Origin of the sequence: Legionella steigerwaltii (genome assembly GCF_001468065.1) — a bacterium.
Taxonomy (GTDB): domain Bacteria; phylum Pseudomonadota; class Gammaproteobacteria; order Legionellales; family Legionellaceae; genus Legionella; species Legionella steigerwaltii.
This window is the reverse complement of sequence record NZ_LNYZ01000005.1, coordinates 205,779-221,295: the sequence shown is the minus strand read 5'-3', so window position 1 is coordinate 221,295 and position 15,517 is coordinate 205,779. Positions and strand designations below refer to the sequence as shown.

Sequence of the window (15,517 nt, the reverse complement as noted above, 5' to 3'; positions counted from 1 at the left end):
CATCTCAACAAATTGATTTAGTCAAAAGCGCGTAGAATATCACATAAAATCAATAACTTTTAGACGCCAGGGTAATAATAAAACAAATACGAATATAACAGGATTTTCTAAAGTCTTATCTTTTTTAAATAAAAATTATAAAGAAATCGAACCTTTTTTAACAGATACACAGAAGGAGCGATGTCTCGAAATTCAAGTAGAACTAGATAAATCAATATATGAAAATTCAAAGGGATCTAATGTACAACGATTTAAAAGCCTTTTGTCTCATATCAGAAAAGAAAAAGAAGAAGTACCAGTAGAATTACCATCTTTTGAAAAAAAGTGAACTGGATAAAGCCTATCCAAAAAACACTTTATTATGACGAACAGTTTTACCCTATGGTATAAGCGTTTAAAGAAGGTAACTGAATCAGGGTAATAGGTCACGGGTGTGGGTAGAAAAATTCAAAAATTTTTGACTGGAAAATAAGAAGTTAATATCCGAGAAATCGCATCAAAAACACTTATAGAAAACCCGTGTTACGCTGCGTTTCAACCCAGGCTGCATTAACTATTCAATGACTTCCTTTTTCTCTTCAGGGTTACGTGAGAGCCCTAATTTCTCTTTCAAACGAGCTACAACATCAGGATCATATTGTCGGGTCGCTTTATTTTTCACCGTTACCGCGGTAGCCCTAACGGGTGGCGTTGGTGCATTTAAGGTATTGTAATTTGAGGAACGTACAGGATAAGTAGGGAAGTGGTCTTCAGGAGGTAGGGATGGTTGGCTTGTTTTCGGGAAACTTGTATTTTGCTGACTTGAAGCGGGTTGGTTTGTAGTTTTTTCTGTCAGGATTTTGCGCGCATTTCTGACGCTTTTCTCAACACGTTTTTTAATCTTAGCAGTAGCGTGTTCTGCTTCTTCTGCACTTACTTCACCCACTTCATTACCATGCAAATCAATACGCATTTCTCGTTGCTTGAGGCATGCCAAATAATCAAGACGGCGTGTGAATAAAACCACAGCTTCTCTTAATTTACTTTTGGAAATACCTATTTCTGCAGCGCGCTCTGCATGAAGCAAAATATCATCCATAATCCCAATTTTTAATGGACGGATTCGTAATGAATTATCAAATGCCTCTGGGAAGTGTGCAGCGAGCCACAATAATGCATCGGTTCGTGCTTTTTTAGACTTATTTTTTTGAGCTTTATTTATAACAGCGGTGCGTGGGTGCAGCTCCTGTTTTCTCATTAGAGTACCTTTGTTAGATATTAAAATGTCATATCCAGAAAATAAAATCATTTGCATTTAAGAATGAGCGCACAATGTACAATGTTTAATGATTGTTTGCAAGTACCCTTAATCATGTTCAGTTACTGTGCATAAAAATAGAAACCAAGCTAGAAAAATAAATGATGATGACCCTATAATAAAACAGGTCTTTTTTTGCATTTGGCCATCGTTTTTTGGCCTACGCATTTATATGATACCATTAACGGGCTGATTTACCGTATCGATTGAGACTTATGGGAGCAGTATATGATAGGCTTCATACAAAAAACGTTTATATTCCTTCTTGCTTTATTCTTTCCATGGATCGTTTTCCTTATGAATGATAATCCTGGAGGCGCCTTTGTTGCCTTAGCCTTACAAGCAACAGTGATTGGATGGCCTTTTGCAACCATTTGGGCTTTGCGAACACACTATCCCCCACCCAAAAAAGAAAAATCATAACTCATTTCGTGAGGAGAACTATGTTAACGCGTGTTATTGTTAATGGGGCCAATGGTAAAATGGGCTCTTTAGCTTGTGAGACTCTAGATAATCACAAGGAATTTGAATTAGTTGCGCAACTCGGCAAAAAAGATGATTTAGCACAAGCGATTCAAGATACTAAAGCACAAATTGTTGTTGATCTCACTCGTGCAGATTGTGTTTACCGCAATACCCTTACTATTATAAATCATGGCGCACACCCGATTATTGGAACATCAGGACTCCTTCCTGATCAAATTAAAGAATTAACTTCATTATGTGAAAGCCGCCGCCTGGGTGGAATCATTGTACCTAATTTTTCGATAAGTGCCGTCTTGATGATGCTCTTTGCAGCTAAGGCTGCCGAATACTTGCCTGAGGTAGAAATTATTGAGGTACATCATCAACAAAAACTTGATGCGCCATCAGGAACTGCGTTAAAAACTGCTGAAATGATTGCTGCAGCAAGAAAAAATCCTAAAAATAAACTAAATCTCAAAGAATTAATCCCTGGCGCTCGTGGTGGAACACATTGTGACGTCAGTATCCATTCTTTACGTCTTCCAGGAGTTATTGCCCGCCAACAAGTCATTTTTGGTAGTGAAGGTGAAACATTAACCATTACCGATAACTGTATTGACCGACGTAGTTTTATGCCGGGGATTATCTTGTCCTGCCAAAAGGTGTCAGGATTATCTACATTAATTTATGGACTTGAGCATTTACTTTAACTTCTAGAATCTAAAGCCCGGATAACAAAATGAAACCGGGCTCTTTGAATTTAATTATGAACAGGTATCTCACTATGATGTGATTCTTTGGACTTATTAAACAAGCCGGCCCATTCTTCTACTGTCTCGTCTACCAATCCAGTATAATTGACGTGGTCTTTATTCGATTCTAAAAATGCGCGGAAACGCCCGTAAACAGACTTGGTTGCATCAGAGCGGCTTGAACCTGTTGGAGGTCTATCTAATACAATTTGCAATATTTTTTCGATCCGCACAAGATTATCTTTTCCAGAACTAGGGCTTAACATGAGGTCGGAAATCTGCTCTATTCCTTCAGGAGTTGTTGGCGACGTGTCAGGAAAAAACAGTGCAGACCATGAACTTGATTCTACTGGAGCAAATAAACTTTTCTCGTTGATTAAAGGATGGAGGGCATCGTAAAGTCGATTGCAATTTGCATTACCTAATTGCCGAGCAACCAAACGACATTGCAATGTGTCTTTTGGTAATAAATATTCTTTTACTTTTTTATGGCCACCAATAAAAATATTCTTTACCTCATTATTCGTTGCGACCCGATCCTCTTCTTTAAGGGCTCTATCATTATCTAGACGCTTTTTAATTTCAGTGGCAATATCCTCTGGTAAATACCAATCAGGAGTTTTGCAGGCCTCAGATCCTGGCGCATTCTGTCCGGCATGTTCCTGTTGATGGCGACTCATATAAAGATCGGCTACTAGCGAAACAAAACGAATGCGATCTTTAGCTTGAGGTTCATCGAATATGGGCCAGCATCCATAAAGTTCTTTATAAAGAATCATCGCATCAGTATGGATAAGCTCTATGGCTTTTCTATCCTTACCGCTCACACAAGAACCATAAGGATGTCCGTCAATGGCCAAAATAATTAACTGTTCCAAAGAGCTCAAAAACAATTCTCTGCCAGCATAATCAAAAACCGTTGCAGAACCTGCTTTCGACTCCAGAACACTTTTGTATTGATCCAGAAGTGTCTGTAATCCTGGTGTCGAGGAAGCGTATTTCTTTGCGACAGCCAATAAACTTAAACTGTCTTTATCATTTGACTGGGTATAATACAGCCGTTTTGCTAAATTATAAGGATGATTATTCTGCTGGATGGATTGAATCTTTGCCCGCCGCTCTACCGCAGCACGCGCTAATTTGTACAACTCCAAATCTGGAGGTAATGTTGGTAAATAATCTGTAATCCAAGTCGGTACATAGTCTACAGCATGAATTGGACTAATCAGCGTTTGTAATAGTGCAAGTTGTCCAGATTGCGCGTGCTCCATCACTTTAGCCAAATTCGAATCGCTATGCCGTTGTTGCACTGCTGCTGGCCACTCCAACCCATCCCGGGTTGCAATGTGGCTGGAACGATATCGCTTTTTTGAGAGCTCACGGATTACTTTTCCATTGTGACTTATTCCCAATAAACTATGAGCTGCATAATTTGCAGGCAAAGGTAAAGTACGATGACGGCTGGATAAAAAAGTAACCGCATCTTCTACTTTATCAACACCTTTTAGTACATGCTCCAAAAAAAACTGTTGGTGATGCGGCAATACCCAATACCATTGTGGCAAGCTTGAGATGTGTGCCAGCGTATCAGCACTCTCTTTCTTAAAACTCTCAGAGATAATCAGCTTTTTAAATTGTTTTAGATTTTCGTCCAGGTTAACCGGATCAGCTGCCAAAACGCGGATCATTTCTTGCAAATGAGGTTTCAGCTGCTTAAACCATTCAGGAAGCACAGAATTAGCTGCAATTTGTTGCAGTTCCATACTTAAGCTCAGCGGACTCAGCGCTTTCTTATTTATTGATGACCAAGTAAGTAAAAAATTATTAAAATCCTGAACCACTTCAGTAGGACTGCTAATCTTTCGATCCAGATTGCAAAAATAGGCTTGTTGATATTCATTAAGGTTGGACAGCCAGAGTGGAGTTTTCGGATATTTCTTGGCTTTTATTTGTTTTAATTCATTAACTAATTGCTCGTAGTAAGGAGGAAGTGATTCGTCGAATTGGATAACATAGTCTATATCCTCTCCCAGCTTCATAGGCATTAATGTTGCTAGATCATGACGACCATGCCCCATTAATTCATATTGTTCCGCCTCATTTAACAGCTCAATCGCTTCTTTGTTAGAAGTACCCCAAACTAAAGCAATTACCTCAATTAATTTGGCAGTATATTTTTCTAATTCTTTATGTAACTCATCTGTTGAACCTTTTGCATCTAAAGCAGAATCTTTACACTCATCGACATAATCATGGAGTGTTTCCTTAGTTAAAAAACTGCTCTTTAAAGGTAATGGATAAGCATCAAGAAGGAATTTGAACGCTTTGTTAAGGCTATTAACCCGACGTCCAAAACTGCGACGATAATCAGGTTTCTGATGGTAAGTTTCTAGTACATAGCCAGGAAAGCGAACTTCTAATGCTTGAAGTAATTCTGGTGATAATTCGGTACCATAAGGTACACGTAAAGTAATTCCTTTTCCCATAGATTAATTTCCTTAACTACTTACCTCAGTTCAAAATAACTCCAATGAGCGATTCAAAAAGAGGTTATTTTAGTCCTAATCTCTTCGTTATTATTGTATAAATAATTCCATGAAACAATTACAATAATCACTTAATTTGATAAAAAATAATAAAAAGGAGTTTACTAATGAGCTACATTGTACAACATTATATTGGTGGCCAATTAATCAGTGAAACGAATACTACAGCTCACTCTATCTATAATCCGGCTTTAGGAGAAGTGATTGGTCAGGTTCATTTTGCGTCGAAATCGCTTTGCGATAAAGCAATTGCTGCTGCTAAAGAAGCAGGGATATTATGGGCACAAACTCCTGCCATAAAAAGAGCACGAATACTTTTTAAGTTCCGAGAACTATTAGAAAAAAACCAACTGGATCTGGCACGCATCATTACTCGTGAACATGGAAAGACTTTGGATGATGCCAAAGGTTCTGTGGCACGTGCTATAGAAGTAGTGGAATTACATTGCGGTCTGGTCAATCAACTTCAAGGCGATTTTTCTGCCGATGTAACCAATGGGATTGATTGTCATACATTAAGACAACCCATAGGAGTGTGCGCGGGAGTCTCTCCTTTTAATTTCCCAGTCATGGTTCCCGTGTGGATGATGATTCCAGCAATTGCTTGTGGCAATACGTTCATCTTAAAACCTTCCGAACAAGACCCTTCTGCTCCTGTCCGCTTATTGGAGTTATTAAGTGATGCAGGATTACCAGCTGGCGTTGCCAATTGTGTCCATGGTGATAAATCAACCGTAGACTATTTACTGGCACATCCGGACATAGCTGCCTTTACTGCAGTTGCTTCTACACCGGTCGCCCAACATATTTATTCTACGGCAACATCTCATGGAAAACGTGCCCATACTTTTGGTGGTGCTAAAAACCATTGCATTGTGATGCCTGATGCTGATCTGGATCAAGCCGCTTCTGCGATTGTAGGGGCAGCTTATGGTTCTGCTGGTGAACGATGCATGGCTATATCTGTTGCTGTGACTGTGGGTGAACACACAGCGGATGCTTTAATTGAAAAAATGATGCCGCAAATCAAAGCGACTCGCATCAACGCTGGGGATCTGCCTAACACAGATATGGGACCGTTAGTTAGTGGACCCCATAGAGAAAAAGTCCTGGCCGCGGTAGATAAAGGGATAAGCGAAGGCGCCAAATTAATCATTGATGGCAGAGCATTTAAACATCCTGAACATCCACAAGGTTTCTTCATGGGTCCATGTCTGTTTGATCATGTGCATGAAAACATGTCCATCTATCAAAATGAAATTTTTGGCCCCGTTCTGGTCATTGTTCGTACCAATAATTTCGAAGAAGCGCTCGCTTTGGTCAATAGAAATCAATACGGTAACGGCACTGCAATCTTCACACGGGATGGATTTAGTGCTCGCGAATACAGCCAACGCGTACAAGTTGGGATGGTTGGGATTAACATCCCTATCCCTGTTCCTATTGCCAATCATCCCTTTGGAGGCTGGAAACATTCTTCTTTTGGTGACACCAATATGCATGGACAAGAAAGCATCAATTTCTATACTCGACGCAAAACGGTCACCAGTAAATGGCCAGTCACTGAAATTAAAGAAAGTGCTTTTATTATGCCAACGCATGATTAATACAATAGAATAATCAATGTAGCCTGGGTGGAGGCGTAGCCGTAACCCGGGAAATTTATTATTAAAAAAATAACCCGGGTTACGGCTACGCCTCCACCCAGGCTACATTACTACATTTTTGTACATTACATGGAGAACTCAATGGCAAAAATAGGATTTGTGGGACTTGGACATATGGGCTTACCCATGGCCATTAATCTCGTTAAAGCAGGACATGAAGTAACCGGTTATGACTTACAACAAACCGCCTTGCAGCATTTTTCCCAAGCAGGTGGGCTGATCGCGCAAAACACACATGAAGTCGCCAAAGAAAAAGATGTATTGATTACGATGCTGCAAAACGGCCAACAAGTATTGAACGTTTGTCATGGCAATAATGGCTTATTCCAAGCAGCAAAAAAAGGCGCTTTATTTATTGATTGCTCGACTATTGATGTCAACAGTTCGCGCGAGGTGCATCATCTAGCCAAACAATACCATCTCCAAGTTGTCGATGCCCCGGTATCTGGTGGCGTCGCTGGAGCAGGAGCAGCCACATTAACCTTCATGGTGGGTGGTGAAGAAAAAGCGTTCCATGCTGCCCAACCTATTTTGGCAACTATGGGACAAAAAATCATTCACACTGGCGGTGCAGGAAGCGGACAAGCAGCGAAAATATGTAATAACATGATCCTAGGAATCTCCATGATTGCAATTTCAGAGGCATTTACCCTCGCAGAACAACTGCAATTATCACCCCAAAAACTTTTTGAAGTTGTCAGTAATGCATCAGGACAATGCTGGGCAATGACCAAATATGCACCAGTTCCCGGGGTTTTAGAAAACGTTCCAGCCAATAATGATTACAAACCTGGATTTGCAGCAGCAATGATGCTCAAGGACTTACTGCTTAGTCAGGACTCAGCTCAGTCAGTCAATGTAAACACTCCTTTAGGCGCAAAAGCAACCATGATTTATCAGCATTTCATCGATAAAGGTCTAGGTAATTCTGATTTTTCTGCAATTATTAAACTGATTTCCCAAGGCGAAGAGGTATAACATGCATGCTCGTTTGCGTAATCCAATATTAACTCCAACAGAAGATTCAATCAGTGAGTTTTGGTCTGAAGTGGCCCAACAAACTGTAGATTGGCTTCAACCTTGGGATACCGTACTCGCTGGTGGATTAAAACATGGTGATGTCACCTGGTTCAAAGGTGGAAAATTGAATGTCAGCATGAATTGCTTGGATCGGCATTTACCTTACAAAGCGAATCAGCCAGCAATTATTTGGGAAGGCGATGAGCCAACCCAAAGTAGAACCCTAAGCTTTGCTGAGTTACATGCTGAGGTGTGCCGCATGAGTAATGTGCTCAAACACTTAAAGGTAAAAAAGGGAGATAAAGTAGCGATTTATTTACCCATGATCCCTGAAGCAGCAATTGCCATGCTTGCTTGCACACGTATTGGCGCCGTGCATACGGTCATATTTGCCGGTTTTTCTGCCCATGCATTAAGGCAACGCATACTTGCTTCTGAATGTTCTTGTCTGATCACTGCAAATCATTTTAATCGGGGTGGTAAATTAATTACTCTTAAGGAACAGGTTGATGAAGCATGCCATGATCTGCCCTTACAAAGGCTTCTGGTCAAAACAAGTGATACTCCTACTCCTTTTGATAAAAATAAAGATCATTGGTGGCATGAGCTCAAAGAAAAAGTAAGCACGCACTGTGATCCCGAACCCATGGATGCGGAAGATCCTCTATTCATATTGTATACCTCTGGAAGTACTGGCCAACCAAAAGGAGTGGTTCATACAACAGGAGGTTATTTAGTACAAACCGCTTACACCCATCAACTCATCTTTAATTGTCAAAAAGATGAAGTTTTTTGGTGTACCGCTGATATAGGCTGGGTTACAGGACATAGTTATGTAGTATACGGTCCGCTTTGTAACGGAATTACAACCCTAATTTACGAAGGAATTCCTACTTGGCCTGATTTTTCTAGGAATTGGCACATCGTAGATAAGCATCAAGTCAATGTATTTTATACTGCGCCCACAGCCATACGTGCCTTAATGCGTGCCGGCGATGAATGGTTAGACTCCAGCTCTCGGCGTTCCTTACGATTACTTGGCTCTGTTGGCGAGCCTATTAATCCCGAAGCATGGCAGTGGTATTATCAAAAAGTAGGTCAAAACAGATGCCCTATCGTAGATACTTGGTGGCAAACTGAAACTGGGGCTGTGATGATTAGCCCTAGAGCGGATGAATCCATCCACAAACCAGGCTCAGCACGCCAACCTATTCCAGGCATCGTTCCTGTGTTACTCAATGAACATGGTCATGAAATCATGGGCGCCGGGGAGGGATTTTTAGCGATAAAATACCCCTGGCCTTCTATGGCAAGAACGATTGCCGGCGATCACCCACGTTATTGTATGACCTATTTACACCACGGTTATTACATTACGGGAGATGGTGCGAGACGAGATGAGGATGGTGATTATTGGATTACGGGACGAGTAGATGATGTGATTAATGTTTCAGGACATCGCTTAGGGACTGCAGAAATCGAAAGTGCCTTAGTGAGTCATCCTGCTGTTGCTGAAGCAGCGGTAGTAGGTATTCCCCATGATCTTAAAGGCCAAGGCATTTATGCCTATGTCATTTTAAAACAGGATTACGTGGCTGATGACAAATTAGAGACGGAATTAATCCAGCAGGTCAATAAAGAAATAAGCCCTATAGCCAAGCCTGATGTCATTCATGTTGTTAGTGATTTACCCAAAACCCGCTCAGGCAAAATCATGCGTCGTATCTTACGTAAGATTGCAGGCAAGGAAATAGAGAGTCTTGATGAATTGGGGGATATATCCACTTTGGCAAATCCAAAAATCGTGGAGAAATTGTGGAAGGAGTCAAATCAATCTTAATACATTCATTTCTTTATTAAATGTAGCCTGGGTGAAGGCGCAGCCGTAACCCGGGGCTTCGGAAATACAAATTAATTTCTTACCCCGGGTTCCGCTACGCTGCACCCAGGCTACAAAAATGTCACGCCTAAAATTTGTAAATTTTTGACCAGATTGTTAAGTAAATGCAAAAAATGTGTTGCTTTACATGCAAAAAAACATTAAAATTAGGCACGTTTTAGCCAAAGGTCAGATCCCCTAAAATGCAAGATGCCCCGGATTGTTTTGATTTCTCTCAGCTGTCCTTGGAGGAAATAGCTCATTTACTCCAACGTTTTAGCTTGCGCCTAACTCCCGATGAAGCCCTCACCATTCAGAATACCTTATTAAAAAGACCACCAACCTATGCTGAATGTGTCTTATGGTCAATTCAGGGCTCGGAACATTGTTCCTACAAAAGCAGTCGCAAACACCTTAACCAATTTAATACTAAAGCACCGCACGTTATTCTCGGTCCCAAAGAGGATGCAGGAATTGTGGCAGTCGCTACGGACAAACAAAATAGACGTTATGGTATTGTAGTAAGCCATGAATCACACAATCATCCCTCACAACTAGTACCTTTCGAAGGCGCAGCAACAGGAGTGGGTGGAAATGTACGTGACGTATGCTGTATGGGAGCAGAAGTCATTGCCGTTGCTGACAGTTTGCGCTTTGGAGATATTAATCGTCCAAAAACAAAGTGGATACATCAGGGAGTAGTGCAGGGAATTGCTGGCTATGCAAATCCACTTGGCATCCCTAATCTCGGTGGCGACACCTATTATGACGAAGCTTATAATGAAAATTGTTTGGTCACTGTAGTCACCTTAGGTGTAGTCCGAGAAGATCAAATTATCCATTCCTATGCACCCCCTAACGCAGAAGATTATCAGTTTATATTAGTCGGTAAACCCACAGACAACAGTGGTTTTGGTGGTGCAGCCTTTGCTTCGGCAACCCTTGTTGAAGAACAACAAGAGCAAAATAAAGGAGCAGTACAAGAGCCTAATGCGTTTTTGCAACGACATATTCTTAAAGCCAATTATGCTATGTTTGAATTCCTGCGTGAAGAAAATCTAATTGATCGCGTCGGCTTCAAAGATTTAGGTGCTGGCGGAATTGCTTGTGCCAGCGTTGAGTTGGCAGAGGCCAGCGGATATGGAGCAGAAATCAACCTTGATCTTGTGCCTACCAGTATGGACAATTTATTACCCGCTGTTGTCTTATGTTCTGAAACTCAAGAACGTTTTATGTGGGTTGTTCCTAAAGAATTGGTTGATACCTTCTTAAAACATTACAACGAACGTTTTGCGCTCCCAGAAATCTGTGATGGAGCACAAGCAACTGTTGTGGGCAAAATAAGAAATGATGGTTTATATGTCGTTAACGCTCAAGGGAAAAAAATTGTCTCTGCACGATCAGAAGACATTACTAAGGGAATTCTTTATGATCGCCCCTACAGTATAAAACAACAGACACATAGTGAGCCAAAGCACATCACTGTGAGTGATTTCAATGAACAATTATTGAGTTTACTTGCTCACGAAAACATAGCCTCGCGTGCTCCGATTTATGAAAGTTATGACAAGCAGGTTCAAGGTCGTTCTGTTGTGGAGCCAGGCTGGGCTGATGCTGGAGTGATTGCCCCGTTTAATGAGGATAAATACCCAGAAGAAATTCAGCGTACTGGCGTTGCTTTATCCGTCGATCATAACCCGCGTTATAATAAAATTGACGCCTATTGGGGCGCGGTGAATGCAGTCATCGAATCAGTGCGTAATATCGTAGCAGTAGGTGCCTGGCCTCTTGCTTTGACCGACTGTTTGTGTTTTGGTAATCCTGAAAATCCAGAACAAATGGGCGAATTTGTTGACTCAGTGCGCGGCATAGTCGATGCATGTCATGCGGTAAAAATGTTTGCCGATCGCAGTGTGAGCCTCCCTATTATTTCGGGTAATGTGTCGCTTTATAACGAATCAGCTCAAGGCGCCATTCCACCAAGCCCTATAATCAGTTGCATTGGCGCAATGAATGATTCATCTCAAACAATCACTTATGATTTCAAGCAACCTAATTCAGTGCTCTTGATGGTGGGTGCACGTAAAGATGAATGTGGTGGTAGTGTGTATTACCAGTTACACAACCAGTTGGGCAGTCAACTCCCTAAACCCGATCTTGCTGCATTTGCAGATGAAATCAGCGCCGTACATGCAGCAATGCAAGCAGGCCTGGTATTGTCAGCGCATGATATTTCCGAAGGAGGTATCGCAGTTGCCCTGGCAGAAATGAGTTTTAAAAATGAAATTGGAGTGAATGTTTTTATTTCCGGTGATTTACCCAATGATAAAAAACTGTTTTCAGAAAGCGGTGGATTTATCCTCGAAGTGTCCCCGAAAAACATAAGCATGCTGGAACAAATATTCCACAAATATTCTGTATCGTTTCAATCTATAGGTGAAACAACAGTAACCCCAACCTTGATAATGAATTCGGTTATCAATCTGTCAATCAGTGCAGCCAAAACTGCCTGGAAAAATGGTTTAGTTGAGAGGCTCATATAATGTCAATTATTGATTATAAAGCTGCAGGTGTAGACATAGAAGCAGGCAATGAAGCAGTTCGTAGTATTAAAAAATCGGTGGAAAGCACCTTTTCGCCGCAAGTACTTACTGGAATTGGCAGCTTTGGTGCCATGTACGATCTCAAAAACCTGCTGCAGGATTATGAGCATCCAGTTCTTGTGCAAAGCATTGATGGTGTGGGGACTAAAATGATGGTCGCCAAAATGATGCAAAAATTCGATACCATCGGGATTGATTTAGTCAGTGCCACGACCAATGACATTATTGTTTTAGGGGCAAAACCACTTACTCTGCTTGATTACATCGCAAACGATAAATTAAAACCAGAAATTGTTGAGCAGATCATTAAGGGTATGGTCAAAGCCTGTAAAGAAAACCACATTTCTTTAGTCGGTGGTGAAACTGCAGAAATGCCGGGAACTTATTTACCGGGCGAACTGGATTTGGTCGGAGTGATTACCGGGGTAGTTGAAAAAAATAAAGCAATTGAAGGCAAAGCAATCTGTGAAGGCGATCTGGTTGTTACCTTCCCTTCAAGTGGCTTGCATACCAATGGTTATTCATTAGCAAGAAAACTGCTCTTTGATGTTGCAGGCTATAAAGTAGAATCACAATTTCAAGATTTTTCCCATAGCATTGGCGAAGAACTTTTAACACCGCATATTAATTACACCAGACCGATTTTGAGTATTTTGGAAAAAAATATCCCCATTAAAGGAATGGCACATATCACAGGTGGCGGTTTACTGGAAAACATTCCCCGTATTTTACCGAAACATTGCGGTGTAGAAATTCATAAAAAACAAATTCCCGAGCTACCTATATTTAATTTATTACGTAAATTAGGTCATCTGGATGATGAGCATATGTATCGTACGTTTAATATGGGTGCAGGTTTGGTTCTTTTTATCGCACCAGAAACTTTATCTGCCGTACGCGAGGTACTCTGTGATTTTCCATCGTTCCCTCTTTATGAAATTGGCCATGTCGTAAGAGGAGATCAAAAGGTGCAACTGTTATGATACGCATTGGTTTAATTCAATTTCCAGGTTCCAATTGTGAACGAGAAACAGCGCTTGCTGTAAAACGCGTTGGCATGGAGCCCGTCGAGTTTCTGTGGAATGAGCCTTTAGAGAAACTACGTCAATTAGATGGTTATATCCTTATTGGGGGTTTTTCTTATGAAGATCGTTCCCGCGCAGGAATTATTGCAGCACTTGATCCAGTAATTCAAGAAATCAAGGCACAGAGTGAACAAGGCAAACCGGTATTAGGGATCTGCAATGGCGCACAAATACTGGTCGAGTCAGGTTTAGTACCCGGCTTTAATCCTGATGACATTAGTATGGCACTTACCGAGAATAAGCGCATTGCCAATGGAAAAATAGTAGGAACCGGTTTTTATAATGCCTGGGCACACATGCGATTATCAGAAAATCACCAACATAATGCCTTTACACGTCATCTTAAAACGACTGATATAATTCATCTTCCCATTGCCCATGCGCAAGGACGTTTTTTAATGCCCGATTCTTTGCTAAAGAAGATAGAACAGCATGGTTTAAATTTATTCCAGTATTGTGATGCAGAAGGCAATATTATTGATAATTTCCCGATTAATCCGAATGGCTCTGCAGGTAATATAGCTGCAGTGACCAACCAAGCAGGAAATGTCATGGCCATGATGCCACACCCTGAGCGCACGATAAATGGGGACCCTATTTTTGCGTCCATGCGTGATTATATAGAAGAACACAATGACTTTACCGCATTACCCCGGGTTACGGCTACGCCTGCACCCAGGCTACAAAATATGGCACATCAAAACCTCAGTAATTGTAGCCTGGGTGCAGGCGTAGCCATAACCCGGGATAGTATGGATCACAAACCCAAAAACTTTAGCAAAATTCCTAGTAGCCAAATTTGTCTTGTTAAGCTCATTATCACGGATAACCAAGCATTGACGGTACAAAAAACCTTAAGACGCTTAGGTTTTGCAGTCACTGTAACTCGTTTAGAGCACTGGGAAATTGATTGTGATTCTGCAGAGGATTTTGCACAACTCAAAAAAACAGGACTTTTGTATTCAGATCGCAAAGAACGTGAAGTTTCCTTAAATGAACTTCATTCTAAAAATTCTTTAGCGTTTCTCGTGCGTGCTAAAGAAGATTTAAAGGGACAGCAAACGCTGCAAACCCTTAATACCCACTATGAAGTACCAAAAATAAATAAAATAAATCACGGTGTTTTATGGCAGTTTACTAGCGAGGAAACTAATGTTTCTACGTTAATAGACCCTATTTTATTAACTCACATTATTGGGAACCCCTATGCTCATGAATGCTACCGCTACGACAACTCGTTATGACAATGAAATTCGAAAAGCTTTAGCTTATTGCTTGGATCAAACGAATTTGCCTGTAGGCAAAAAATATCAAGGGAAAGTAAGAGATTCATATGATCTGGGTGATTCCATCATGCTCGTTACTACCGATAGGCTTACCGCCTTTGACAGACACCTTGCCCTAATTCCTTATAAAGGTGCAGTACTTAATTTAACCAGTGCATGGTGGTTTGAACAAACCAAAAACCTTGTTCCTAACCACATCATTGCTGTACCCGATCCCAATGTAGTTATTGCCAAAAAGTGCACCGTTTTTCCAATTGAATTTGTAGTAAGAGGCTATATTAGTGGTACAACAAGCACTTCGCTTTGGACTCAATATCAAAGTGGGGTGCGTGAATATTGTGGGATTACTTTTCCTGAAGGATTAAGAAAAAATCAACAATTAGAACAACCTGTTTTGACACCAACGACTAAAGAAAAAATTCATGACCGCCCTATTGCACCGGCAGAAATTATTTCTGAGGGATGGATGGCTGAAGGGGATTGGCTAGAAGCCAGTGCTTTAGCGCTGAAACTTTTTCAACGCGGTTCTGAAATCGCTAAAAATCATGGCTTGATTTTAGTGGATACCAAATATGAGTTTGGCCGTGATGCCGATGGAAAGATTATTGTAGTTGACGAAATCCATACCCCTGACTCCAGTCGTTACTGGCTTGCCGACAGTTATCAAGCACGTATTGAAGCTGGATTAGAACCAGAAAATATTGATAAGGAATTCTTACGACTCTGGTTTGCAAAAAATTCAGATCCTTATCATGATGAGCAACTTCCGCAAGCACCACAAGAATTAATTGAAGAGCTCTCATCACGCTACATTCAGTTGTATGAACGAATCACGGGTAAAAAGTTCAGTTTTGCAGAGCATAAAGAACCTGCTGAGCAACGGATCATGCGTCATATTGCAAATTACTTGGGGTAAC

General features: G+C 41.0%; 11 protein-coding genes. 9 read left to right on the top strand and 2 right to left on the bottom strand.

Going from position 1 to position 15,517, the window contains the following annotated elements; genetic code table 11:
* Window positions 1-553: 553 nt before the first annotated feature.
* Window positions 554-1,237 carry a ProQ/FINO family protein gene (locus Lstg_RS04300; RefSeq protein ID WP_058476432.1) on the bottom strand — a complete coding sequence of 228 codons (684 nt, stop codon included), beginning with the start codon at window positions 1,235-1,237 and terminating at the stop codon, window positions 554-556.
* 288 nt (window positions 1,238-1,525) lie between these two features.
* Here Lstg_RS04300 and Lstg_RS04295 point away from each other — a divergent pair, with 288 nt between their 5' ends.
* Together Lstg_RS04295 and dapB are read left to right on the top strand one after the other, a co-directional pair.
* On the top strand, window positions 1,526-1,720 hold the full coding sequence (locus Lstg_RS04295) for a hypothetical protein (RefSeq protein ID WP_058476431.1): 195 nt from the start codon (window positions 1,526-1,528) through the stop codon (window positions 1,718-1,720).
* Between the two features lie 20 nt (window positions 1,721-1,740).
* Window positions 1,741-2,472, top strand: coding sequence for a 4-hydroxy-tetrahydrodipicolinate reductase (dapB, locus tag Lstg_RS04290; RefSeq protein WP_058476430.1), 732 nt, complete (start codon window positions 1,741-1,743; stop codon window positions 2,470-2,472).
* Window positions 2,473-2,522: 50 nt separating this feature from the next.
* Here dapB and Lstg_RS04285 read toward each other — a convergent pair whose 3' ends face one another.
* Window positions 2,523-5,000 carry a hypothetical protein gene (locus tag Lstg_RS04285; RefSeq protein WP_058476429.1) on the bottom strand — a complete coding sequence of 826 codons (2,478 nt, stop codon included), beginning with the start codon at window positions 4,998-5,000 and terminating at the stop codon, window positions 2,523-2,525.
* Window positions 5,001-5,167: 167 nt separating this feature from the next.
* Between Lstg_RS04285 and Lstg_RS04280 the strand changes: the two genes are divergently transcribed.
* From Lstg_RS04280 to Lstg_RS04250, 7 genes are all read left to right on the top strand, one after another.
* Window positions 5,168-6,667: a CoA-acylating methylmalonate-semialdehyde dehydrogenase gene (locus tag Lstg_RS04280; RefSeq protein WP_058476428.1), complete on the top strand. Its 1,500-nt coding sequence runs from the start codon at window positions 5,168-5,170 to the stop codon at window positions 6,665-6,667.
* A 141-nt stretch (window positions 6,668-6,808) separates the two neighbouring features.
* Window positions 6,809-7,705 (top strand): 3-hydroxyisobutyrate dehydrogenase, encoded by an 897-nt coding sequence (gene mmsB / locus Lstg_RS04275; protein ID WP_058476427.1) that lies wholly within the window; start codon window positions 6,809-6,811, stop codon window positions 7,703-7,705.
* A gap of 1 nt (window position 7,706) precedes the next feature.
* The gene (gene acs / locus Lstg_RS04270; protein WP_058476426.1) at window positions 7,707-9,587 is read left to right on the top strand and encodes an acetate--CoA ligase; all 1,881 of its coding nucleotides are present in this window, start codon (window positions 7,707-7,709) and stop codon (window positions 9,585-9,587) included.
* 242 nt (window positions 9,588-9,829) lie between these two features.
* A complete protein-coding gene (purL, locus tag Lstg_RS04265) occupies window positions 9,830-12,169 on the top strand; it encodes a phosphoribosylformylglycinamidine synthase subunit PurL (RefSeq protein WP_058476425.1) in 2,340 nt (779 codons plus the stop codon).
* Window positions 12,169-13,212, top strand: a complete 1,044-nt coding sequence (gene purM, locus Lstg_RS04260) for a phosphoribosylformylglycinamidine cyclo-ligase (protein ID WP_058476424.1) — start codon at window positions 12,169-12,171, stop codon at window positions 13,210-13,212. The genes purL and purM overlap by 1 nt, the downstream gene beginning before the upstream one ends.
* The gene (purQ, locus tag Lstg_RS04255) at window positions 13,209-14,558 is read left to right on the top strand and encodes a phosphoribosylformylglycinamidine synthase I (RefSeq protein WP_058476423.1); all 1,350 of its coding nucleotides are present in this window, start codon (window positions 13,209-13,211) and stop codon (window positions 14,556-14,558) included. Before purM ends, purQ begins: the two co-directional genes overlap by 4 nt.
* Window positions 14,521-15,516 (top strand): phosphoribosylaminoimidazolesuccinocarboxamide synthase, encoded by a 996-nt coding sequence (locus Lstg_RS04250; RefSeq protein ID WP_058476422.1) that lies wholly within the window; start codon window positions 14,521-14,523, stop codon window positions 15,514-15,516. The genes purQ and Lstg_RS04250 overlap by 38 nt, the downstream gene beginning before the upstream one ends.
* Window position 15,517 lies beyond the last annotated feature (1 nt).

Excerpts from the sequence above, each read along its gene's own strand:
- Lstg_RS04300 (WP_058476432.1), bottom strand. The coding sequence starts at position 1,237 with ATGAGAAAACAGGAGCTGCACCCACGCACCGCTGTTATAAATAAAGCT.
- Lstg_RS04295 (WP_058476431.1), top strand. The coding sequence starts at position 1,526 with ATGATAGGCTTCATACAAAAAACGTTTATATTCCTTCTTGCTTTATTC.
- dapB (WP_058476430.1), top strand. The coding sequence starts at position 1,741 with ATGTTAACGCGTGTTATTGTTAATGGGGCCAATGGTAAAATGGGCTCT.
- Lstg_RS04285 (WP_058476429.1), bottom strand. The coding sequence starts at position 5,000 with ATGGGAAAAGGAATTACTTTACGTGTACCTTATGGTACCGAATTATCA.
- Lstg_RS04280 (WP_058476428.1), top strand. The coding sequence starts at position 5,168 with ATGAGCTACATTGTACAACATTATATTGGTGGCCAATTAATCAGTGAA.
- mmsB (WP_058476427.1), top strand. The coding sequence starts at position 6,809 with ATGGCAAAAATAGGATTTGTGGGACTTGGACATATGGGCTTACCCATG.
- acs (WP_058476426.1), top strand. The coding sequence starts at position 7,707 with ATGCATGCTCGTTTGCGTAATCCAATATTAACTCCAACAGAAGATTCA.
- purL (WP_058476425.1), top strand. The coding sequence starts at position 9,830 with ATGCAAGATGCCCCGGATTGTTTTGATTTCTCTCAGCTGTCCTTGGAG.
- purM (WP_058476424.1), top strand. The coding sequence starts at position 12,169 with ATGTCAATTATTGATTATAAAGCTGCAGGTGTAGACATAGAAGCAGGC.
- purQ (WP_058476423.1), top strand. The coding sequence starts at position 13,209 with ATGATACGCATTGGTTTAATTCAATTTCCAGGTTCCAATTGTGAACGA.
- Lstg_RS04250 (WP_058476422.1), top strand. The coding sequence starts at position 14,521 with ATGCTCATGAATGCTACCGCTACGACAACTCGTTATGACAATGAAATT.